The sequence below is a fragment of the Pleomorphochaeta naphthae genome, assembly GCF_055396005.1.
Window position 1 is genome coordinate 1142653 of record NZ_AP042457.1, and the last position, 22725, is coordinate 1165377.

Annotated in this window: 19 protein-coding genes and 1 tRNA gene; 5 read left to right on the forward strand and 15 right to left on the reverse strand. The window is 29.7% G+C overall.

Annotation, left to right across the window (positions count from 1 at the left end; translation table 11 throughout):
• Positions 1-7: 7 nt before the first annotated feature.
• A complete protein-coding gene (locus tag ACZ5SO_RS05260; protein WP_464627279.1) occupies positions 8-1456 on the forward strand; it encodes a nicotinate phosphoribosyltransferase in 1449 nt (482 codons plus the stop codon).
• 70 nt (positions 1457-1526) lie between these two features.
• Here the strand turns inward: ACZ5SO_RS05260 and ACZ5SO_RS05265 are convergent, their stop codons facing one another.
• The 10 genes from ACZ5SO_RS05265 to ade form a co-directional block, all read right to left on the reverse strand.
• Positions 1527-2336, reverse strand: a complete 810-nt coding sequence (locus tag ACZ5SO_RS05265) for an N-acetylmuramoyl-L-alanine amidase family protein (RefSeq protein WP_464627280.1) — start codon at positions 2334-2336, stop codon at positions 1527-1529.
• Positions 2326-3276 (reverse strand): hypothetical protein, encoded by a 951-nt coding sequence (locus ACZ5SO_RS05270; RefSeq protein ID WP_464627281.1) that lies wholly within the window; start codon positions 3274-3276, stop codon positions 2326-2328. The genes ACZ5SO_RS05265 and ACZ5SO_RS05270 overlap by 11 nt, the downstream gene beginning before the upstream one ends.
• Positions 3263-4387: a glutamate 5-kinase gene (gene proB, locus ACZ5SO_RS05275; protein ID WP_464627282.1), complete on the reverse strand. Its 1125-nt coding sequence runs from the start codon at positions 4385-4387 to the stop codon at positions 3263-3265. The genes ACZ5SO_RS05270 and proB overlap by 14 nt, the downstream gene beginning before the upstream one ends.
• A gap of 20 nt (positions 4388-4407) precedes the next feature.
• On the reverse strand, positions 4408-5700 hold the full coding sequence (locus tag ACZ5SO_RS05280) for a glutamate-5-semialdehyde dehydrogenase (protein ID WP_464627283.1): 1293 nt from the start codon (positions 5698-5700) through the stop codon (positions 4408-4410).
• Between the two features lie 140 nt (positions 5701-5840).
• Positions 5841-6914, reverse strand: a complete 1074-nt coding sequence (locus tag ACZ5SO_RS05285) for an ABC transporter substrate-binding protein (protein WP_464627285.1) — start codon at positions 6912-6914, stop codon at positions 5841-5843.
• The gene (locus ACZ5SO_RS05290; protein ID WP_464627286.1) at positions 6914-7564 is read right to left on the reverse strand and encodes a class I SAM-dependent methyltransferase; all 651 of its coding nucleotides are present in this window, start codon (positions 7562-7564) and stop codon (positions 6914-6916) included. Before ACZ5SO_RS05290 ends, ACZ5SO_RS05285 begins: the two co-directional genes overlap by 1 nt.
• A gap of 1 nt (position 7565) precedes the next feature.
• A complete protein-coding gene (locus ACZ5SO_RS05295) occupies positions 7566-8336 on the reverse strand; it encodes an ABC transporter ATP-binding protein (protein ID WP_464627288.1) in 771 nt (256 codons plus the stop codon).
• The gene (locus ACZ5SO_RS05300; RefSeq protein WP_464627289.1) at positions 8333-9364 is read right to left on the reverse strand and encodes a FecCD family ABC transporter permease; all 1032 of its coding nucleotides are present in this window, start codon (positions 9362-9364) and stop codon (positions 8333-8335) included. Before ACZ5SO_RS05300 ends, ACZ5SO_RS05295 begins: the two co-directional genes overlap by 4 nt.
• Positions 9357-9725 (reverse strand): winged helix-turn-helix domain-containing protein, encoded by a 369-nt coding sequence (locus ACZ5SO_RS05305; protein ID WP_464627290.1) that lies wholly within the window; start codon positions 9723-9725, stop codon positions 9357-9359. The genes ACZ5SO_RS05300 and ACZ5SO_RS05305 overlap by 8 nt, the downstream gene beginning before the upstream one ends.
• Positions 9726-9927: 202 nt before the next feature.
• Positions 9928-11664: an adenine deaminase gene (ade, locus tag ACZ5SO_RS05310; RefSeq protein WP_464627292.1), complete on the reverse strand. Its 1737-nt coding sequence runs from the start codon at positions 11662-11664 to the stop codon at positions 9928-9930.
• 333 nt (positions 11665-11997) lie between these two features.
• Here ade and ACZ5SO_RS05315 point away from each other — a divergent pair, with 333 nt between their 5' ends.
• On the forward strand, positions 11998-13290 hold the full coding sequence (locus tag ACZ5SO_RS05315) for an NCS2 family permease (protein ID WP_464627293.1): 1293 nt from the start codon (positions 11998-12000) through the stop codon (positions 13288-13290).
• A 435-nt stretch (positions 13291-13725) separates the two neighbouring features.
• Entirely contained in the window at positions 13726-13974 is a 249-nt protein-coding gene (locus ACZ5SO_RS05320) for a group II intron maturase-specific domain-containing protein (RefSeq protein WP_464627832.1), read from the forward strand.
• A gap of 246 nt (positions 13975-14220) precedes the next feature.
• Here the strand turns inward: ACZ5SO_RS05320 and ACZ5SO_RS05325 are convergent, their stop codons facing one another.
• On the reverse strand, positions 14221-15246 hold the full coding sequence (locus ACZ5SO_RS05325) for a branched-chain amino acid aminotransferase (protein WP_464627294.1): 1026 nt from the start codon (positions 15244-15246) through the stop codon (positions 14221-14223).
• Positions 15247-15329: 83 nt separating this feature from the next.
• Positions 15330-17246, reverse strand: a complete 1917-nt coding sequence (locus tag ACZ5SO_RS05330) for a YgiQ family radical SAM protein (protein ID WP_464627295.1) — start codon at positions 17244-17246, stop codon at positions 15330-15332.
• A 136-nt stretch (positions 17247-17382) separates the two neighbouring features.
• Between ACZ5SO_RS05330 and ACZ5SO_RS05335 the strand changes: the two genes are divergently transcribed.
• Positions 17383-19026, forward strand: a complete 1644-nt coding sequence (locus tag ACZ5SO_RS05335) for a B12-binding domain-containing radical SAM protein (RefSeq protein WP_464627296.1) — start codon at positions 17383-17385, stop codon at positions 19024-19026.
• 54 nt (positions 19027-19080) lie between these two features.
• Here ACZ5SO_RS05335 and ACZ5SO_RS05340 read toward each other — a convergent pair whose 3' ends face one another.
• Positions 19081-20298, reverse strand: coding sequence for an NADP-dependent isocitrate dehydrogenase (locus ACZ5SO_RS05340; protein WP_464627297.1), 1218 nt, complete (start codon positions 20296-20298; stop codon positions 19081-19083).
• Between the two features lie 180 nt (positions 20299-20478).
• Positions 20479-20550, reverse strand: a tRNA-Val gene (locus tag ACZ5SO_RS05345).
• Between the two features lie 114 nt (positions 20551-20664).
• Here ACZ5SO_RS05345 and yfcE point away from each other — a divergent pair.
• The gene (gene yfcE / locus ACZ5SO_RS05350) at positions 20665-21198 is read left to right on the forward strand and encodes a phosphodiesterase (RefSeq protein ID WP_464627299.1); all 534 of its coding nucleotides are present in this window, start codon (positions 20665-20667) and stop codon (positions 21196-21198) included.
• Here the strand turns inward: yfcE and ACZ5SO_RS05355 are convergent.
• On the reverse strand, positions 21195-22715 hold the full coding sequence (locus tag ACZ5SO_RS05355; RefSeq protein ID WP_464627301.1) for a sensor histidine kinase: 1521 nt from the start codon (positions 22713-22715) through the stop codon (positions 21195-21197). The two genes, yfcE and ACZ5SO_RS05355, sit on opposite strands and share 4 nt — an antisense overlap.
• Positions 22716-22725: the final 10 nt, after the last annotated feature.

The window sequence follows — 22725 nt, forward strand, 5'->3', positions numbered from 1 at the left end:
GAAATTTATGAATATTAGTGCTTTAACAACAGATTTTTACGAACTAACTATGATGCAAGGTTTTTTTAAAAACAACTATAATCCAAAAGTTGTTTTTGATATGTTCTATAGAACGAATCCTTTCAATGGTGGCTATGCTCTATATGCAGGTCTTGATCAATTGCTAGAAAAATTGGAAAATTTTAAATTTAGCTCGGCAGATATTGAATATCTAAAAGAGTTAAAGATGTTTGATGATGATTTTTTAGAATATCTTAGTAATTTTAAATTTAAAGGAACTTTATATTCTATTGATGAAGCAGAAGTTGTTTTCGCAGGCGAGCCTTTAATTAGAGTTCATACAAATTTAATTGATGCTCAACTCATTGAAGGTATGTTGTTAAACACAATTAATTTTCAAACTTTAATTGCTACTAAAGCATCTAGAATGGTTTATGCTAGTAAAGGATCTAGTATTATGGAATTTGGCCTTCGAAGAGCCCAAGGTGATGATGGAGCTCTTAGCGCTTCAAGGGCTTCTTTTATTGGTGGGACAAAAGTTACGAGTAATACTTTAGCTGGTAAACTTTATAATATTCCAGTCAGTGGAACTATGGCTCACTCTTGGGTTATGAGTTTTGATAATGAAGAAGAAGCCTTCAGAAAATTTGCTCAAATTTATCCTGATAATTGTATTTTATTAATTGATACTTATGATACCTTAGGATCTGGTATAGATAATGCAATTAAAATTGGTTTAGAACAAAAAGCAATTGGCAAAAAAATTGGTGTTAGAATTGATTCTGGCGATATGAGTTATCTACCTCGTGTAATTAGAGATAGATTAGATGAAGCAGGTTTAGAAGATGCTATTATTGTTGTATCTAATGATATAACTGAAGAAATAATTCAAGCTTTAGTTTCAGAAGGTGTACCAATTGATATGTGGGGAATTGGAACGCATTTAGTTACTGGTGGTTTTCAATCCTCTCTAAATGGTGTTTATAAACTATGTGCAAAAGAAGGTAAAGATGGTAAATTCATACCTACCATGAAAATTTCTAATTCTTTTGGTAAAACAACTAACCCTGCTGTTAAACAAGTTTGGAGATTTTATGACGAAGAGCTTGGTGCTCTTGCAGATTTAATTACTCTAGATTCAGAGAAGATTGTTGAAGGTAAAGATTATACTTTCTATCATCCCTTCAGCGAGACGGACTTCTTTAAATTAAAAAGTAATAAATATACATCTATAAAACCTTTATTAACTAAGAAAATGGAAAATGGAGTTAGAATAGACGAAAGGAAAAGTTTACAACAACTTCAAAAAGAAGCACAAGAAAATCTTAATAAGTTCCATAAATCTTACAAAAGACAAATTAACCCACACATTTATAAGGTAAGTCTATCAAGATCATTGAGAACTCTGAAGAGAGAACTTGTAGCAAAAGAAAGATTAAAATTAGAAAAAGACTAAATCTACTCTGTATAGATTTTTATTTACCTCTAAGGTTATGGAAAATTTCTTTCATTTCTTTAGAGGTTTTTTATTTTGAAGCCCTTTCTTTTATAGTGTTTATAATACCATTGCTAATAGCTTTTGCCATTTTGTCTTGATAAGCATTATCTAAAAGTAATTTTGCTTCACTTTGATTTGAAATAAAACCTACTTCAACTAAGCAGGCTGTAGTTCTACTTACATTGAGGACATATAAATCTTCACTTTTTATCCCTCTATTATTAATGTTAGGAAAACTTGTTACTACTGAATCTAATATTTTTTGCGACAACTTATAACTAGTATCATATTGTTTTTTATTTAAAGTATATAAATTTTCATTCGCATATAAAGCAATATTTTCGATTGGAGTACTACTGTCGAAAAGATTTACAATTTTATTTTGCAATTTTGTAAAAACTTCAAAGCCGCTAGCATTTGTTGTTGATGAATTAGCATGTATAGAAACATAAAGAGATGAAGATTTATTAGGTAAAGGTGTTTTGAAGCCAAATTCACTCCTCTCTTGTAACGTTAAATATGTATCATCCTCTCTAGTTAAAATAACATTTAACGATGGTAGTTCTTTTGTTAAATACTCTTTTATTTTTAGAGAAATATTTAAAACAATATCCTTTTCCTGAATAAAAGGATTAAAATCGTAACTAGCTACAGCTCCACTATCCTCTCCCCCATGGCCTGGATCTATTATTACTGTAGATATGGGATAATCAAATATTGAAGTTGCACCTATAGATGAAGAAAATATGATTGCAATTAAAATTAAAATAATGACTTTGTTCATTAAATGAGGATAAGTCATTTTCAATAGTATTTTCATACCAATATTACTTGTCATTTCTTAAAAGCTCTTCATCTGGTGTATATTTCCAGGTTTTAACCAATGTTTCAAAATCTTTTTTTAACAAAATTACTGTTCTAGTTTTAACTTCGTCGTTGAAGGTTTTTCTATCAAAATATCCTCTAAATTTATGGGCAAAATTCTTTCCATTAATGGTTTCAACCCCAAGTGCTCTAGTGTGAACTTTACTCATACCTTCACTAGGAGATCTATCTTCAATTAAACTTAGTCTATCTGGAAAGCTTAAAATAAAAGCACTTGTTGCTCCTATTACATTGCCAAATTCATTACAACGCAATCCAAAATCTAATAATTGATAATATTCACTTTTTATTTCTATATCATACCCTCTAAGTCTTTGAAAAAAAGCGCGATCAAACAAACCCATACCCATAAAAGGATATAGAGTGGGATAAACTTCTGTTGAACCCATATGAGGAAAATAAGAATCAGGATCTATTAAATTATTTGTCAATCTTGGAGATCTCATCGATGGGACTATTTCTTTGTTACTATTAGCTATAGCTGGAACAAGAGCAACAGGGGAGTCTTCACTATTTAAAATATCAAATAAGTAGGCTCCTTCAAATCTTATTAATTCAACATCACTTCTAACAGTCATGAAAAAAGTTGTGAAACATTCAGCTGCTACTGTATTAACGCACTCACCAAATGAGGGCATTGTTGGAAATATAATAAATGTTACATCAGGAAATTTATCTTTAAATGAAGACAAATCACCTCTTTCTCCACTAATTACAGCGTGAAGACAAAAATTCATATTTTTGACGTACCAGGTTAAAGCTTTTTCAAGTTGTTCTAAAGTTCCAACATCAATAATACCTATTGCTAACTGTTCACTTCTATGCAACTGCTCTATCTTTTTACCTACATCTTGTTTTCTATGATATATTCTATATTTGTTAATTTGACTCATATATAAATACTAAATCCTCCGGACGGAAAATAACAGCTTTTTTCCCTGGTCCCAATAATTCTTCAATATCACTACTGTTGTGACCACTAATAGCTAAAATATCGGTACTATCATAATAAGGTACTGCTTTTGCAAAGGCAAGTCCCTTTTTATCACAAATTTCAATTACATCTCCGGCTTCAAATACACCTGTTATTTCAATTATACCTGAGGGAAGCAAACTTTTATGATGCTCTAAAGCTCTTTTTGCTCCATCATCTATTTTAATTGATCCAGATGTTGAACTATTAATTATCCATCTAGCTCTTTGACTTTTTTTCTCACGAGAGTGTATGAAAGTTCCTATATCTTTATTTTCAACTATCTTAATTAGGGCATTATCTTCCATACCACTAGCAATTACACAATTACATCCTGCAATTGCTGCTATTTTTGCAGCCAAAAGTTTTGTTTTCATACCACCAGTTGAAAAAGTAGAGCCAGCTCCTTTAGCAAAATTCATTATTTTATCATCAATCTTAATAACTTCTTTAATTAATTTAGCATTTTTATTCTTGTTTGGATTATCGTCATACAAACCATCAATGTCTGTTAATATTATTAATAATTGAGCATCAATTTTAGATGCTACTAAAGCACTCATTCTATCATTATCACCGAAAGCTGATCCTATTTCAGCAGTACTTATTGAATCATTCTCATTTAAAATTGGGACAATACCTAAATCTAAAAGTGTGAATATGCTATTTCTTAAATTAACATAAGTTTTTCTCTTATCTAACTCTTTTCTAGTAATTAAAACTTGTGAGCAAATTATATTGTGTTTTTTAAAATATTTTCTATAAGTGCTCATTAAAACCGGTTGACCAATTGAAGCTAAAGCTTGTCTCATAGCTATATCCTTAACACTATGAGTTATTTTTAATTCTTTAGCCCCCATTCCTATAGCTCCAGATGTAACAAGTACTACTTGATATCCTTTATTTCTAAGTCGGTTAATTTGTTCAACTATATTTTCAATCCTTTGTTCATCGATTGCTGTCTCGCTTGATAAAAGATTAGTTCCAACTTTAACTACTATTCTTTTAAGAGTAGAAAAATCTCTTGACATTATATACCACCAATTCTGCTTTATCTTAATTCTTTATGTTTATAATTCTTTTTATGTGTGCTGTAATCCTCAACAATTTGGTTATCACCTCTAAGTAAATATTTAGTACTCATTAAACCTTTAACACCTACTGGTCCTCTAGCATGTAATTTAGATGTCGATATTCCAACTTCGGCTCCTAATCCAAAACGATAACCGTCAGCAAATCTTGTACTACAATTACTAAATACATCAGCACTATCTATAGAATTGAAAAACTTGACTATATTCTCTTCTGTTTTAGATAAAATAGCATCTGTGTGATGAGAACCATGTTTTGAAATATGACTTATTGCTTCATCAATATTTTCAACTACTTTGATTGCAACCTCATAACCAAGATATTCCGTATCCCAATCTTCATCACAAGCTTTTTCACAAGGAATTATTGAACTTACTACATCATCACCGTGAATAACCACATCTTTTTTATCTAATTCAGCTTTTAGTAAAGGCAAAAAGTCTTTTACTATTTTTTTATTAACAAGGATAGTTTCAACTGCATTGCAGGCTGAGGGATATTGAGTTTTTGAGTCGTAACAAACTAAGGCTGCTTTTTCTAAATCTGCACTCTCATCTACATAAATTGAACAAAGACCATCAGAGTGCCCCATCACTGGTATTTTAGAATTATTCATTACATAAGATACAAAAGAATTTGAACCTCTTGGAATTAAAAGATCTATATACCCATCCATTGTTAAAAGAGTATCAACATCTTGATGACTTTCAATTAAAATTACCCAAAAAGATTTTAATGGTGATGATTCTAATGATTTTTTGATACTTTCAATTAGTGCCCTATTTGTATTTATTGCTTCTTTACCACCTTTTAGAACAATTCCATTTCCACTTTTTAAACATAAAGAAACTATTTGTACTAAGGCATCCGGACGTGATTCAAAAATCATTCCAATAACACCTAAGGGGAAGCTAACCTTCTCTAATATTAAATTATCGTCTAGAAGCCTTTTTTCTAAAACTTCGCCAATAGGATCTTTTTGACTTATTACCATATCTAAGCCGCTAAGACAGGATTCTAATTTTTTTTCATCAAATTTTAGACGAGAAATTATTGGAGATGCTAAGTTGGAGTTTTTAGCAACAATTAAATCTTGTTCATTTGCTTTAAAAATTATCTTTTTGTCTCTAACTAAACCCTCTTTTATTAAATTCAATGCATTATTTCTATCAGCATTAGAACTACTAGATAGTTTTACAATATTTTCTCTCAAATTTATAATTTGTTTTTCTAAATTGTTTTTATCATTCATAAATTTTGCCTCTCCTAAGGTATATAAAAAAATACTATGATTTAGATATGTTTTCAATATACTAAATTTAAAAGAGTAGCTTATTAAATATAAAAAAAGAGTTATTACAAGATTTTTGTCTTATAATAACTCTACTTTTCTTATCTTGTAGCGTTTGTTAATAATTTATTAACTTCTTCATCACTTAAATCATAATTATAGAATAGCTTATAAAAGTTTTTTGTCTCTTGGTATATATCTAAGTCAAACTTATCAGGATATATTAGATTTGCTAACCATTTTATCCCTAATATTCTATTCATGGCAGGTGGACGATCAATCCAATTAAAGGGGCCCTCAGGAATAATAAATATATTATTTGTTTGTATAGCTCTTAACGATTTAAAAGGACTATCTTCAGCCATGAAGGAATTATATCCACCTTCATTTGTTAATATTATAACATCAGGATCCCAAATTAGTAATTGTTCAGGACTAACTTGAACTGTACTTGCATCACTATCTACAACGTTATTTACATTTATTAGAGGGAAAACTTGAGTGTGAAAGCTTCCTTTAGGATATGAAGTTAATCCATCTTGTTCAGCGCCATAATATATATTTACAACTTGATCACTTTCAATTGTTTTACTAATTGAAGTAGCATCCAATATCGTCTGATCACAATATTGTGCTCTCTCTTGGGCTTTTTCCTCTTCATTTAATAGCTTTCCGAGCTCTCTATAAGTAGTACCTAAATCATCTAAATATGAAGAAATAAAAACAACTGGAATATTTAATTTAGCTTGCAAATCATCTAAATCCTTAATCATTTCTTCTTTAGAGCCTTTAATTTCACCAAGATCTACTACTACTTGTGGATCTGCTACTAATAAAGCTTCCATGTTTAAATTTGCCTTTTTTCCATAGAACGCTCCATAAACTGGCTTATCTAAAATTTCTTGATCAAAATATTTTTCCATTTCATTAGTTGGTCTAGTTCCCCAACCAACCATTTTATCTGGAACTATTGAATAGATAATTTGTTGAGACAAATTTCCTGAAGGAGCAACCCTTTCTATGTTCTTAGGAACTTCAACTTCTCTACCTAATGAATCTACAAAAATCCTCGTCTCTGCAGTAGTTTCAACAAAAGTATTTTCTTTTTCACCTTGGGCGATAATACTACTTATAAAAACGATTGATAGTAGAATCATAGCTACTGTTTTTTTCATTAGTCTATTTCTCCTTTGCTTATAATAAATAAAACAACTTTTTTCTTATTTTTAAACACTAATTTATTTTCATTAATGGGTTTAAATTCTTTTAATAATTTTAGTTTCTTAGTTTCAGACGCGTTTGAATAATATTTGTATAAATATTGTGAAACTTCATTTTCTTCTAATATTTGGTCAAACTCAATTTCCATTCTTTCATATTTAAAATGTGCTTTTTTATCAATTAAATACTCTTTTACAGCTTGGAAATCACTTCTTCTTTCGTTTACTAAGTAAAAAATATAACGTTTAGTTAATTTAAAGAATTCATCTAAGGTATCCTCGACATACATCCTAGAAAAAAATGATAATAGTAAATAATCGTTTTGAATTTTTATATCTTGCCAATTTGCTTTGATAATAGTTTGTTTTTCTTCCTTATTTTTTTTTAAATATTCTATTGCTTTATCGCTGTTATCAACTAAGGTCATAGAAGCAACATAAGATGATAATTCCCTTTCTAAAAAACCTAAACCGCTTCCTAATGATAGTAGTGTTTTATTATAATCTAGATAAGGTATTATTTTTGAAGCTATTATTTTATGAAAACTTGTATTTTTAGAACTTTCACTAAACCATTTTATACTTTTATCATCCCAAGTAAACATATTAATCCTCTAACTTTGGAAAGCATAAAGTTTTTCCATCTTTTTCAATTAAATCAATTTTGATTCCATAAATTTTTTCTAACACGGTTGAATTAATAACATCCTTTGTTGAACCAAAAGATAATATCTTTTGGTTATCTAATAACATTACCTTATCGCTGAACCAAAGTGCTTGTTCTGGATTATGTGTAGATAAAATAATTGAATAGCCTTGGCTTTTAAGATTAGAAATAGTCTTCATAACTCTAACTTGATTGCCATAATCTAAATTGGCTGTTGGTTCATCTAAAATTAAAATTTTAGAGCCTTGTGCAATTGCTCTTGCTAAAACCACTAACTGTCTTTCACCTCCACTTATAGAATCACTATATTTATGTGAAAGATGTTGTATCTTAAATTGCTTTAAAGCTTCTAAAGCTATTTGCTTCTCTTTTGCTTTTGGAGAGCCTAAAGTGTCTAATCTGCAAGTTGTTCCCATTAAAACTGTATCAAAAACGCTATAATTAAATGCACTAGTCGAATATTGAGGAATATATGCTATTTCTCTAGCTAATTCTTTTCTACTATAATGCTCTAACTCTTTATTAGATATTAAAATATTACCTGATTGTTTTTTTAAGAAACCTAAAAGAAGTTTAAATAAGGTACTTTTTCCTACTCCATTTTTACCAAGTACACAAACAAAATCTCCTTCTTTTATTTCAAAAGAAATATTATTTAATACTTGTTTATCTTTATAACTAAAACTTAAATTATTAACTATTAAACTCATACTTTTTTAGACTCCCTAATCATTAAATATAAGAAGAATGGAGCCCCAATAAATGAAGTTAAAATTCCAATAGGGATTTCGCTTGTTAGAAGACTTCTACTAATTGTGTCAACCAACATTAAAAATGAAGATCCCATAAGAATTGAAACTGGAAGGGATATCCTATAATCGCATCCAACTAACATTCGCGTAAAATGAGGTATTACAAGTCCAATCCAACCGATGTGTCCCCCTACACTTATCGAAGCACTCGTAATTAATGTTGCACAAAATATTACAATTTTTCTAAGTAAAACTGTATTAATTCCTAAACTTTTTGCCTCATCTTCATCTAAGGTTAATAAGTTTAATTTCCATCTTAATAATACTAAGGGGATAAGACCTACTATAGTTACTATAAGGAGAAAATAAACATCAGTTTTTCTAACTGAGGATAGAGATCCCATTAACCAATAAGTAATTGCAGGAAGTGTATTATCCGTGTCAGCAACTAGTTTAATAAATGAAGTTCCGGAACTAAATAATGAGCTTATCATAATTCCCCCAAGGATAAGAGCTAAAGTTTTTTGATTCATTAATTTTGAACTTATAAAAGTCACTAAAATTACGGCTAATAAACCAAAAGAAAAACTGACTAAACTTATACTTAAATATGATAATCCTAGTAAAATTCCTAAAGAAGCTCCAAAACCCGCACCAGCACTTGTTCCTAAAACATCAGGAGATACCATTGGGTTTTTAAACATTCCTTGATAACTTAAGCCTGAAATTGATAGAGCTGCACCAATTATTGCGGAACTGAGTATCCTTGGAAGTCGAACATTTATAATTATAGACTCAACTGTATTACTCCAACTCTGTTCTATTGGAAAAATTTTTGATAATAATACTAAAATTAATTCACTTGGTTTTATGGGATATCGTCCTACAAAAAAAGATGTTAAAAAAACAAACAAAAATAAAAAAATGAAGGATAGGATAATTATTGAAGGATGTTTAAAGTGTATTTTAAATTGTTTTTTAGTCATTTGCTTTCTCTATATAATCTTTAAATCTTTGCTCTGCAAAATCTTTTATTTCGTTTTCAATTTGTCTAAAACTAGCTAATAGTGCCTTGCCATATTCACTTAGCTCAGTCTTGCCTCCATTTATTCCGCCCTGATGTCTAATTACTGCATCATAGCCTGTCTCTTCTTTTATAATCTTTAAAATTTTCCACCCCTTTGAATATGACATTCTCATTAAACTACAGGCTTCTCTTACGCTTTCACCTTTTTCAATTAATTCTAAAAGCTCTGCCGCCCCTGGTCCAAAATAAAAATGGTCACAGCTTAAGCGAACTCTTATTTCTATTTTGTTATTATTTTTTTTTGTTCTTGGAAACTTCATTTTATCACCCAACTTACCGAATTGTTTTTAAAAACAACTTGCTTCATAATACCATATATTGTTTAATAAATAAAGCTTTTTTTACCCATTATATTAATTTTTATATAAAGAGAATTTTTTAATCAATTTATTTAGTTAAATTAAAATAGCTACCTAGTATATTAATTAGGTAGCTATCATGTTTTTTATCTTTTTATATTTTTTATAACTCTAGATTAACAAATTCGAATTTCGTTACATCAAATAAGCCCATATCTGTTATTTTGTATTCAGGAATTACAGGAAGAGACATAAAACAAAGTGTCATAAATGGGTCTACCTCCCTATTTATCTCTAATTTCTCATATGCGGTATTTACCATATTTGAAAGATTAGTTGCAACTTCTTCTGCTTTTAGATTACTCATCAATCCTGCAATTGGATGAGAAAAGGATTTTTCGACTTTTTTATCTAAAGTTATTACCATTCCTCCACCAATTTTGATTAATTCTTGAATAGCTAGATATATATCTTCATCATTTTTACCGGCTGCAATTATATTATGAGAATCATGGGCAACACTAGTTGCTATAGCTCCTCTTTTTAGTCCAAAACCTCTAAGCAGTGCTACTGCACTATTTCCTGTATATTGATGTCTTTCAACTACTACTATTTTGCAAATATCATCATCATTGTATTTGTACAATCCATTTTCAATTTCTACTATTGCTTCCCCTTTTTTTGTTACTACTCCTCCTGGAACAATATCAATTGTCCTAACTCTGTTAGATTTTAAAGGAAGATTTAAACTATCTATACTAAAGTTTTTAACCTTCATTTTTGTTTTCACTTTTTCAGGTATGGGCTTAACTTTAGATTCGTTTATCATTTTACCATGTTTTGCTACTAACTTTCCTTCAACAAATACATAATCCATATTGAAATCTGTCAAGTTCTTAGTTAATGAAAAGTTAGCAAAATATCTTGGCGCAATTGCACCTATATCATTTAGATTATAACACTCTGCTCCATTTATTGTTGCCATGCATATAGCAATTAAAGGATCGACTCCATTTGCAACAGCTAATCTAACATTATTATTTATACTGCCTTGATCTAATAGTGATTCAACTTGTCTATCATCGGTACAAAATAAACATCTCTTGTAATTCGCCTGTGTAACACCTTTTAATAAATTTAATTCATCCTTACAAACTGTTCCTTCTCTAAGCATTACATACATGCCTCTTGAAACTCTGCTCTCTAATTCCTCTTTTGTTGCACATTCGTGGTCAGTTTTTATTCCTGACACGCTATATGCATCTAGGTCAGTTCCTTCAACATTTGGAGAGTGACCATCAATTATTTTATTATTATCATGAGCTAATTGTATTTTATCAATAACAACTTCACTGTTGTTTATAACTCCTGGATAATCCATCATCTCTCCAAGTCCTAATATCCTATCTTTATTTATTCTCTTAGAGATTTCTTTTGCATCTAGATTAGCTCCACTATGTTCAAAGGATGTTGCTGGAACACAACTTGGGACCATAAAATATGCTTTTAATGGTAAACCTTCACTAGCTTCTAACATATAATCAAGTCCATCTAACCCGTGACAATTACAAATTTCATGAGGATCAGCTATTACTGTTGTAACACCATTAGCTACTAATAAATTAGAAAAAACTTCTGGAGTACAATGTGATGATTCTATATGAACATGGGAATCAATAAAGCCTGGTATCATGTAAGAGTATTCTGCATCAAATATATCTTTTGCTTTACCTTCTCCACATTTAGCAAAGCCAGCAATTCTATTATTTTGTATTAAAACATCACTTTCAAATATATTTCTATTAAAAACATCAACAACTTTAGCATTTTTTATACAAAGATCTGCTTTTTTTCTGTTTGATGCTACATCAATTAATTCCATAAGTTGTTTTTTATCCATAATATTATTACTCCAATTATAATTATTATATTTTTTGCTAGCTTAAATTGTCATAAATTGTAACACTTATTTATAAGATAAAACAAGGATTTATTAATATTTTTTTAATATTAAATTTCAAATTGACAAAATAACTTAATTTGTATTCTTTTCTTATATAACAATTATCAGGTAAATATTTAAGTTTTATCTAAAAATATTAATGAACAAATTTGATAATTAACAAATATTTACAAAACAACAAAATGCAACGTAAAAAAAAATATTTCTGTACTTAATCAAATTTATAAGCTATAATAAGGCAAACAATCACTAAATATAAGGAGTGCATTTATGGACAATTTCTTTAAGATTTCAGAAAGAAAATCAAATGTACGTACAGAAATTATGGCAGGAATTACCACGTTCTTAACAATGGCATATATTCTTGCAGTTAATCCAGGTATCCTATCAGAAACTGGTATGGATTTCTCCCGTGTTTTTGCAGCTACTGCTCTTGCAGGTGCTTTCGCAACTTTAGTTATGGGCTTAGTTGCTAATCTTCCTTTCGCATTAGCTCCAGGTATGGGACTTAACGCTTTCTTAGCTTACACTGTTGTAATTGGTATGGGATATACATGGCAGTTTGCTTTAACAGCTGTTTTTGTAGAAGGTCTTATTTTCATCTTATTAACTGCAGTTAATGTTCGTGAAGCTATTGTTAATAGTATTCCAGCTAATTTGAAAAAAGCTATCTCTGTTGGTATTGGTTTATTTATAGCCTTCATTGGACTACAAAATGCTGGTATTATTGTTGGTGGAGCCACCCTAGTTGGATTAAATCCAGCATGGACTTCAGGTGCCCCATTAGTTGCAATTATTGGTGTTATTATTATTGCTTTCTTAATGGCAAAAGGTGTTAAGGGTGCTATGCTTTATGGTATTTTAATTACTACAGTTATAGGTATTCCTTTTGGAGTTACTTCTTATTCTGGTGGTTCATATTTGCCTTCAGCTCCTTACTTCTTCGAATTCGAATTTAGCAACATTTTATCTTTAGACTTTGTAGTTATTTGTTTTACTTTCTTGTTTGTTGACATGTTTGATACTGTTGGAACTTTAATTGGATGTGCTACTAAAGCTGATATGATTCAATCTGATGGTTCAATTCCTAATTGTAAAGAAGCTTTATTTGCTGATGCTATTGGTACAACTGTTGGTGCTATTTTAGGTACTTCTACAATCACCACTTTCGTTGAATCATCATCTGGTGTTGTAGCAGGTGGTAGAACTGGTTTAACAGCTGTTGTTGTTTCAATTCTATTTTTAATTTCATTATTCTTAGAACCTATCTTTGGATCTATTCCTTCAGCTGCAACTTCTCCAGCTCTAATTATAGTTGGTGTATTAATGATTACTCCTGTTAAAGATATTGATTTTGATGATATTACAGAAGCTGTACCAGCTTTCTTATGTATCATAATGATGGTAGTAGCATATTCTATCTCTGATGGTATTATGTTCGGTATCTTAAGTTACACAGTTTTAAAGCTTATTACAGGAAAATCAAAAGATTTAACTGCAATGACTTGGATTGTAGCTTTATTATTCTTAGCAAAAATCTTAATTACAGCTTTAGCTGGTTAATTTAGCTTATCTGCCATAGCCTATGCTATGGCATCTTATTTTGTATGTACAAAAAGGAAGGTTCATTTGGAATCTTCCTTTTTTGTTGTTTTCCTAGAATGGACATTTAGGTGGTCAAAGTCCACTATGGTTTTGGCAATTTATTTTATAAAAAAATAAATAACCACTAGTTGATGGCAAATGCAGTATTAAGGAAGCCTAAATAACACCAATTATAATAACAAATTATACTGCAATGTGTAATTATGTATTATAGATGGTAGCAGATGGAGCTAAAATTCTTGGATTTGTATTTCAAACACGATAAAAGAAGGTTGCGGATGTAGTATTAAATCTTTGTAGATGTGTTCCAAGAGAAAAAAGTCTTGAAAAGTTAAAAGCTAGAATAAGAGAAATTACAAAAAGATACAGAGGAGTTTCATTAGAGAGAGAGTAATTTATGAATTGAATAGTTTACTTAGAGGCTACATAAATTACTATGATAGAAGTTTTATAAAAAGTAAGCTTAAAGTCATAATGCATTGGATACAAAGAAGGGGTAGACAATATTCTTTCAAAATCTGGAAGACTAATAAAAAGTTAAAACATCAATTAAGACTATTAAAGACTAATGAGTGGAAACTTAAGAAAGCATTTCTAATCTCAACTAGTTATTGGAAAATGAGTTATTGCATGAAAAACTAAAACTAGTTAATAAATTAAGATTATATGTTGAAAAACACTAAGAAGCCAAAGAAAAAGATATCATTAACTTTGACTTTCTAGCAAGAAGAAGGCCTTAAATTATTAAAAGAAAATTGGCACTACTTCAACATTGAGTGGTATGACGCGGTGGTGTGAGAGGACGGTTTCGTAAAAAAAACTCTTACTTGATTAATGTACTAAAAAAAGAGGACTAATCATGTCCTCTTTTTTTATTAAGTTAATTAATTATAGAATAACTTTAACCCAGTCGCCTGGAGCTTCGATTTCACCTAGTTGAATACCAACAAGTGTCTTATACAATTTCATAATTACAGGACCAACTTCAGTACCATCGCCATTAAATGTAATATCCTTGTCTTTTGTATGGACTAACCCAACAGGAGAAATAACTGCTGCTGTACCACATAAACCACATTCAGCAAAGTTTTCTATTTCGTCTAATCTAACTTTTCTCTCTTCAACTTCTAACCCAAGAACTTCTTTAGCAACTACTAACAAAGATCTTCTAGTAATAGAAGGTAAGATAGAATCACTTTTGGGGGTTACAATTTTATTATCTTTAGTTACAAATATAAAGTTTGCGCCTCCAGTTTCTTCAACATATGTTCTAGTTTTTGCATCAAGAAACATATTTTCAGCATAACCTTGAGATTTAGCTAATTTTCCTGCATATAGGCTCATTGCATAGTTTAAACCAGCTTTAATATCACCAGTTCCCCTTGGGGCAGCTCTATCATAATCACTAACCATTATTTTGATTGGTGATAAACCGCCTTTAAAATAAGCACCAACGGGTATCGCAAATAATCTAAATTGATATTCATCACATGCCTTAACTCCAATAACAGGAGAAGATCCAATAATAAAGGGTCTTAAATATAATGAAGCAGATGTGCCAAATGGAGGTACATAAGCTGCATTAGCTTTAACTACTTGCTCAACTGCATCCAAAAACATTTCTGTAGGAAGTTCTGGAATACATAATCTCTTACAAGTATCAGCCATTCTTTTAGCATTTAACTCAGGTCTAAATACAACAATTTTATCATCTTTAGTGGTATAAGCTTTTAAGCCTTCGAAACAGGTTTGTGCATATTGAAAAACACCAGCACTCTCATTAAGTGTTATGGTTTCATCATCAATAAGTTGGCCTTTTTCCCATTTACCATTTTTACAAGATGCTACATATCTTTTGTCTGTCTTAGTATATGTAAAACCTAAGTTACTCCAATCGATTTCTTTCTTTTTCATATAAGCCCCCCAGCTACGAAAAAATTTACTTTTTCGAATATAGTAATCACATTGGAAAAATGTGTCAATTTATTTTCGACAATTTAAGGCTTAATATGGGATTTTTTATGTATATTTTTTCTATTTTTATGCAAATAATGATTATCAGTTGGTTTTAGTACATTAATTAAATCTAATCTATTGGCTTTAGTTAAAGCCTCTTTAACTAAACTTCTATTCTCAGCTTTGTTAAATTGAAGTATAGCTCTTTGGAGTCTTTTTTCTCTTCCTTTTGGTACATATACTTTAGCAAAATTCCTATTAGGACGAGGATCATAACCTGTATAATACATACAAGTAGATACTGTTGCAGGTGTTGGATAAAACTCTTGTCCTTGATCTGGAACAAAGCCTACACTTTTTGAATGGAGTGCTAGATTTATTGCACTATCTAGTGTTGATCCTGGATGTGCTGCTATAAAATATGGAATAGTATATTGCTTCTTATGGTATTTTTCATTTGTTTCTTTAAAGGCTTTAATAAACGAATCATATACTTCAACCCTAGGTTTACCCATAATATCTAATACTGATGGATCTACATGCTCTGGCGCTATTTTCAATTGTCCACTTACATTATTTAATACTAAATGTTTTAAAAACTTATCTCTTGTTTTAGGATCACAAACTTCCATTAAATAATCAAATCTGATACCAGATCTAATAAATACTTTTTTTACTCCTTTTACTTTTTCAATTGCCTCTAAAATATCTAGATATCTTAAATGAGAATCTTTTAAATTTTTGCAGGGCGTTGGAAATAGACACTGTTTAGTATCACAAGGGCCGCTTATTAACTGCTTATCACAAGCAACTGCTTGAAAGTTTGCTGTTGGACCACCTAAGTCATGAATATACCCCTTAAAATTAGGTAGCTTGGTTAGAAGGGTAGCTTCTCTAACTAAAGATTCTTTACTCCTTGTTTGAATCATTCTACCTTGATGTGTAGTAATGGCACAAAACGAGCACCCTCCATAACATCCCCTATTACTAGTTATTGAAAATTGTACTTCATTCAATGCAGGAATTCCACCGTATTTATCATAATCTACGTGTGAGACTCTAGTGAAAGGAAGTTCATATAATTCATCCATTTCTTTTTGGGTTAAGCCTCTAGCTATAGGATTCCTAAGTACATAACGATTTTCAGATTTTTGTAATAAACACTCTTCTCGCATAGGGTTTTCATGTAGCATTTGTATTTGAAATGCTTTTGCGTAATTTAATTTACCTTCTTCAGTTGGGCTATTGCTTTGTTTATCTCTTTCACTAACTTGCTCAAAACTAGGTAATTCAAATATAGGATATTTTATCTTAGGTCGAATTTGTTCAAATTTTTTCTTAGAAAATGCTAATAATGTACCCTTAATATCAATTAATTGGTCTATTGTTTCCCCTTTATCCAATCTTTTTGCTATCTCTAATGTCTGTAATTCGCCCATACCAAATATTACTAAATCTGCTTTCGAATCTAAAATTATTGAATGTCTTACTTTATCACTCCAGACATCATAATGTGAAAATTTTCTTAATGAGGCTTCAATACCTCCAAGTATAATAGGAACATCTTTACCGAAAGCTTCTTTTGCTTTTGTTGTATATACTATTGCTGCCCTATCTGGTCTGCTTCCTGCTTTTCCACCTGGAGTATAATAATCATTACTTCGTCTTTTATTAGCACTTGTATAATGAGATACCATTGAATCTATGTTACCACTACCTATCATACAACAAAGCCTTGGCTTTCCAAATATTAAGAAATCATCTATTCTATCCCATCTCGGTTGGGCAATTATTCCAACTTTATAACCTCGACTTTCTAAAAGTCGTGCTAATAAAGGTACTCCAAAGGATGGATGATCTACGTAGGCATCACCACTTATCATAACTATATCTACATAGGACCAACCTCGTTTTAACATATCTTCTTTTGTAGTTGGTATGAACAAATCTCTATTCAATTTTATATCTCACTTATTTTTAATGTAATTTTACTCTATCAAAAATTTTAGCTTCTTTAAATGATAATAGATAGTATAAGTAATAATTAATGTCTATATCTTTATAACTTTAACTATTTTTGATAAGCTACATTGTGTGAATATAACATTAATATCAATAGCAATTGAAAAATCTAATCTTTCTTATCCTCTCGGAGCTCTTTGTATTGAAGCTGCTATTAAAAGTGATAAGGAATTAAATAGTAAAACTAAAGTAGAAACTTTATTATTCGACTTAGAAAGTGATCCTAAAGATGTAGCAATACAAATTGCATCGTCTTCTACTCAGCTAGTAGGACTTTCTATATATTTATGGAATAGAGAATGGGTTGATGTTTTTACAGATACTTTAAAGAAAAAAAATCCCAATATTTTAATTTTTGCTGGTGGAAGTGAAGTTAGTGCTAACACTAAAAGTTTTGATCTAAATACTTACAAGTTTCTAATCGCTGGCGAAGGTGAAGAAACTACCGTAATCGCTATTAAAAAATTACTAAATAACGAGAAACTTATTGCAAAAGGCATTATAAGTTTAGATAATCCCTCTCTTTCTTACTCTCCAAATATTGATCTAACAACTCTATCTTCCCCTATTTTAACTCACGCTAGTGATCCATTTCTCTATGAAGATTGTTCTATTCTTTGGGAGATGACTAGAGGTTGTCCTTTTAGATGCGGATTCTGTTTTGAATCAAAAGGTCTTAGAAGTGTTAGAAATTATCCTTTCGAAAGAATTGAAAAAGAATTGGATTATATCATTGAAAAAGGTGTTACAGATGTTTTTGTTCTAGATCCAACTTTCAATATTGATAAAAAAAGAACTTTAAAAATTTTACATCTTATAAGAGATAGGGCCCCTTTTATACATTTTACTTTTGAAATAAGAGCTGAACTCTTAGATGAAGATATTGCAGATGCTTTTAGTGATATTTTTTGCTCTCTACAAATTGGTTTACAAAGTATCCATCAAGATGTTTTAAAAAGTGTTAATAGATCTTTTGACAAAGAATTATTTAAAGAAAAAATCACTTTATTAGAAAAAAGAAATTTAGTTTATGGTTTAGATTTAATTATTGGTCTTCCATACGATAGTATAGAACTATTTAAGCAAAGTTTGGATTTTACCGTTTTTTGTAAACCAAGCAATATTGATATTTTTATTTTATCTTTATTACCTGGAACTAAAATATATGAAGAAACAAAAAAATATCAGATAAATTTTGACCACCAATCTCCTTATAATTTTATCGAAAGCCCTTACTATTCAAAAGAAGATATTAATGATGCTTTAAAATTAAAACGTGGATGTGATTATTTCTATACTAAAGGTTCAGCTGTTATGTTCATGAAAGTTGTGTGTGATACTTTTGACTTATCCCCATCTTCTTTATTTCTAAAATTCAATGATTTTTTAGATGAAAATTATAGTGAAAATGAAGTGAATCAAACAGATATTTTTGAGTTGCAAGATATTTTTATTCATCAATTAGTTGACGAATTTTCTTCATCTAAATACTCTAAAGCTTTATTATCTTATATTGAACTTAATCAAGGTCTTTCTTATTATTTAGATTATGCAACTTCTCCAATTCTATCTTTATATTATGAACCAAATCAATTAAGCCTTTTAGAACAAATGTCAATTAGAGATTTTGTAGAGATTAATCAACCTTTTAATGATAAAAAAGACTTTTTTATTATTGGTGAACCTCAAAATATTGATATTGTAGAATGTATATAAAAAAATCTTGGATGGTAAAACATCCAAGAATTTTTTTAATTAATCAATATTTTTTTAGTTATTTAGTATAACTTCTAAATTTTTTCTAATCTCTTTGATAAAATCTTTTGAATTTACTTGCTTTGTTTCAATACCTTCAGCTAAATGTACTAAATCTTTAGTCATTATGCCACTATTTAATGTATCAAAACAAGCTTTTTCTAATGAATCAGCATATTTAACTAACTCTTGATTATTATCTAATTCACCACGTTTTCTAAAAGCACCTGACCAAGCAAAAATTGTAGCCATTGGATTTGTTGAAGTATCTTCGCCTTCTAGATATTTATAGTAGTGTCGAGTTACAGTACCATGTGCTGCTTCAAATTCATATTTTCCATCAGGAGATACAAGAACACTAGTCATCATTGCTAAAGAACCAAATGCTGTTGATATCATATCACTCATAACATCTCCATCGTAGTTCTTACATGCCCAAACAAAACCACCTTCACTTCTTATAACTCTAGCAATTGCATCATCAATTAAAGTATAGAAATAAGTAATTCCTGCTTTTTCAAAAGCATCTTTATATTCTTTTTCGAAAATTTCTTCAAATACATCTCTAAAATGTTGGTCATAGCTTTTACTAATTGTATCTTTGCTTGAAAACCATAAGTCTTCTTTAGCGTCTAATGCATAAGCAAAACAAGATCTTGCAAAGCTTTTTATTGAAGAGTCTTTGTTATACATTCCTTGAATAACACCTGGGCATTCAAAATCATATATAGTTTCTCTAAATTGTTCTTTGCCATTTTTATCTGTAAATACTAATTCAGCTTTACCTTCTTCTTTTACCCTGTATTCAGTTGCCTTATAAACATCACCGTATGCATGACGAGCTATTGTTATTGGTTTTATCCAATTTTTTACAACAGGTTTAATTGAATCAATACAAATTGGAGTTCTAAAAACTGTTCCATCTAAAATAGCTCTTAATGTGCCATTAGGACTTTTATATTTTTCACTTAAATTATATTCACTCATTCTCTGTTCATTAGGTGTTATTGTAGCACATTTTACACCTACACCATATTTAGCAATTGCATGAGCTGCTTCATAAGTGACCGCATCTTTAGTCTCTTCTCTGTGAACTAAGCCTAAATCATAATACTCAGCTTTTAAATCTACAAATGGTAAGATTAAATCATCTTTAATCATTTTCCATAGTATTCTAGTCATTTCATCACCATCTAATTCGACTAAGGGTGTAGTCATTTTGATTTTTTTCAAAATATTGTCCTCCTGTATATACAACTTCTATTAAGATAAAGTAGTTTTTAAATCTTGTGAAGAATATACTTAAATTATTTTAGATTTTTTATTATTAAAATTCTTTTTTTTGAACTTTTATAGTGAAAATAATACTTTTTGAATATAAAGTGATCAATTTTTTAGATTTGATAAAAAAATTGGGGCCGATTGGATTTGAACCAACGACTCCCACGATGTCAACGTGATACTCTCCCACTGAGTTACGGCCCCATTTATTCATCTGTTCTTAGAACGATTGTTTTTATAACATAAACTGAAATAAAGTGCAATACATTTTTTTCATTACTTGCAATTAAACTGTTTTGTTGATATATAATAAGCATTATGAAATTATTAATTGCATCAGATATACACGGTAGCTATTACTATGCTAAAAAATTAATTGATATATATGAACAAAAGAAAATGGATAAATTAATCCTTCTTGGTGACATATTATACCATGGTCCTAGAAACGATTTACCTAAAGATTATAATCCTAAAAAAGTTATATCACTTTTGAATGATATTTCATCAAATATTATTGCTATAAAGGGAAATTGTGAAGCTGAAGTTGATCAAATGGTTTTAGATTTTGATGTTTCTAGCGAACATAGCAATCTTTTCGTAGATGGAAAAATGTTCTATTTAACACATGGACACCATCAGTTTCCTAAATTAAATTATAATGATGTCTTATTAACAGGGCATACGCATATACCGCTCTATGAAAAAATAGATAATAAATTCCATCATTTTAATCCAGGGTCTATATCTATCCCAAAAGGGGATTATAATAATAGTTATATGATTTATGAAAGTAATACTTTCACAATTTATGATTTTGATGGGAATATTATTTTACAACAATCCCTCTAAACTTTTGCACTCCATTTTAAAAGTGCAACTACCTTATCATCCACTTGAGCTAAAGAGATTTTTCCATTATGTAATCTCATAACCTCGTGGGCGATAGGTAAACCTAAACCATTTCCACCTTGAGTTCTGCCCTTATCACCTCTTTCCCAAGGTTCAAATATCGAAATATCGTTTAATATAGTTCCCTTATTAATAACTTTTACTTGATTTTTAGAAATTTCGACTAACACCTCACCTGTTCCATATTGAATAGCATTTTCAACTAAACATGTTATAGCTAATACGATAGAAGAAAATTCAGCTACTATCTCTTTATCAAATTCAATAAACTTAATTCTCTCAACATCACCTATAGCTTTTTTAACTGAACTTATTATATCTTGAGTCCTACATACTGATATGTATATTTGTTTATCTGGACTTTGTAGAGAAGCATAAAGTACAACTCTTTTTATCCTAGTAGATAAATCAGTATGTTCTTTTTTTAATAAAGAAATGGTATCTTCATTTAATGGGAAGATTTTATCTTCTATCCCATCCAATAAGATTTGCATCGATGTTACTGGCGTATTTAAATCGTGTGTTATATTTCTAAGCCAAGCCTTTCTATTTTTTCTATTTTGTGACAAATCTTTATCTAAAAGTTGTACAGCCTGATTTATTTGTTGATACTCTTCAACATTATAGTGTGGTAAATCAACATTTTCTTTACCCTTTGATAGTTGAAAAAGTGCTTTCCTTAATCCCTTAGCATAATTTTCTAATTGTCTTGAAAAGTGATAACTTAAAACTAAAGAAAATTGTAAAGCTATTAATATAATACTAATTAACCATATTAAACCAACACTAAATATGTCTTTACTATTTTTGTAAGTTGATGGAGTAAAGACTAAAACATCTATAGCATATGAAAATTCATCATTATCTATAATTATAACAGACCCTGTGATTGATTTTGCATCAACTTCTAAAGGTACTTCTATTTTTCTTTTTTCAAAAGCACTTCTATTTTCATTAATTTTTATTAAATCAACTAATAATTGATCTTCTAGTGTTTTAGTTTGAATTAATGATAGAGGACTATTTGTTACAACAGTCCGATAAGAATTTGTCTCAATCCCACCTATTTCAAATCGAGTATTATGTAAAAAATTCATATCCATAGGTCGCTCTCTACCATCTAAAGGCATGTCCCTATGTGATAATATATCTCCTAATTGTGTTTTTCCTAAAGAATAAACAATTCGCCCTTCTGCATCTCTAAATATCAACCCACTAATTCTGTTATCTTCTAATGCACAATCTAGTGCATTTGAAATAACATTTTTTAAGTTTGGAGATTCATTATCTTCAGCTAAACAAAGTGCGAATTTATTTGAAAATTCGTCAAAAGAATTATTGGACCACTGTTTTGATGCTCTTACGTAAAAAATGCCAATGAAAAAGAGTACAAAAAAAAGTACTAATAAAGAGACACTTAAAATAGAAATAAATAGTCGACCAAATAATTTTTTCATACAATAATTT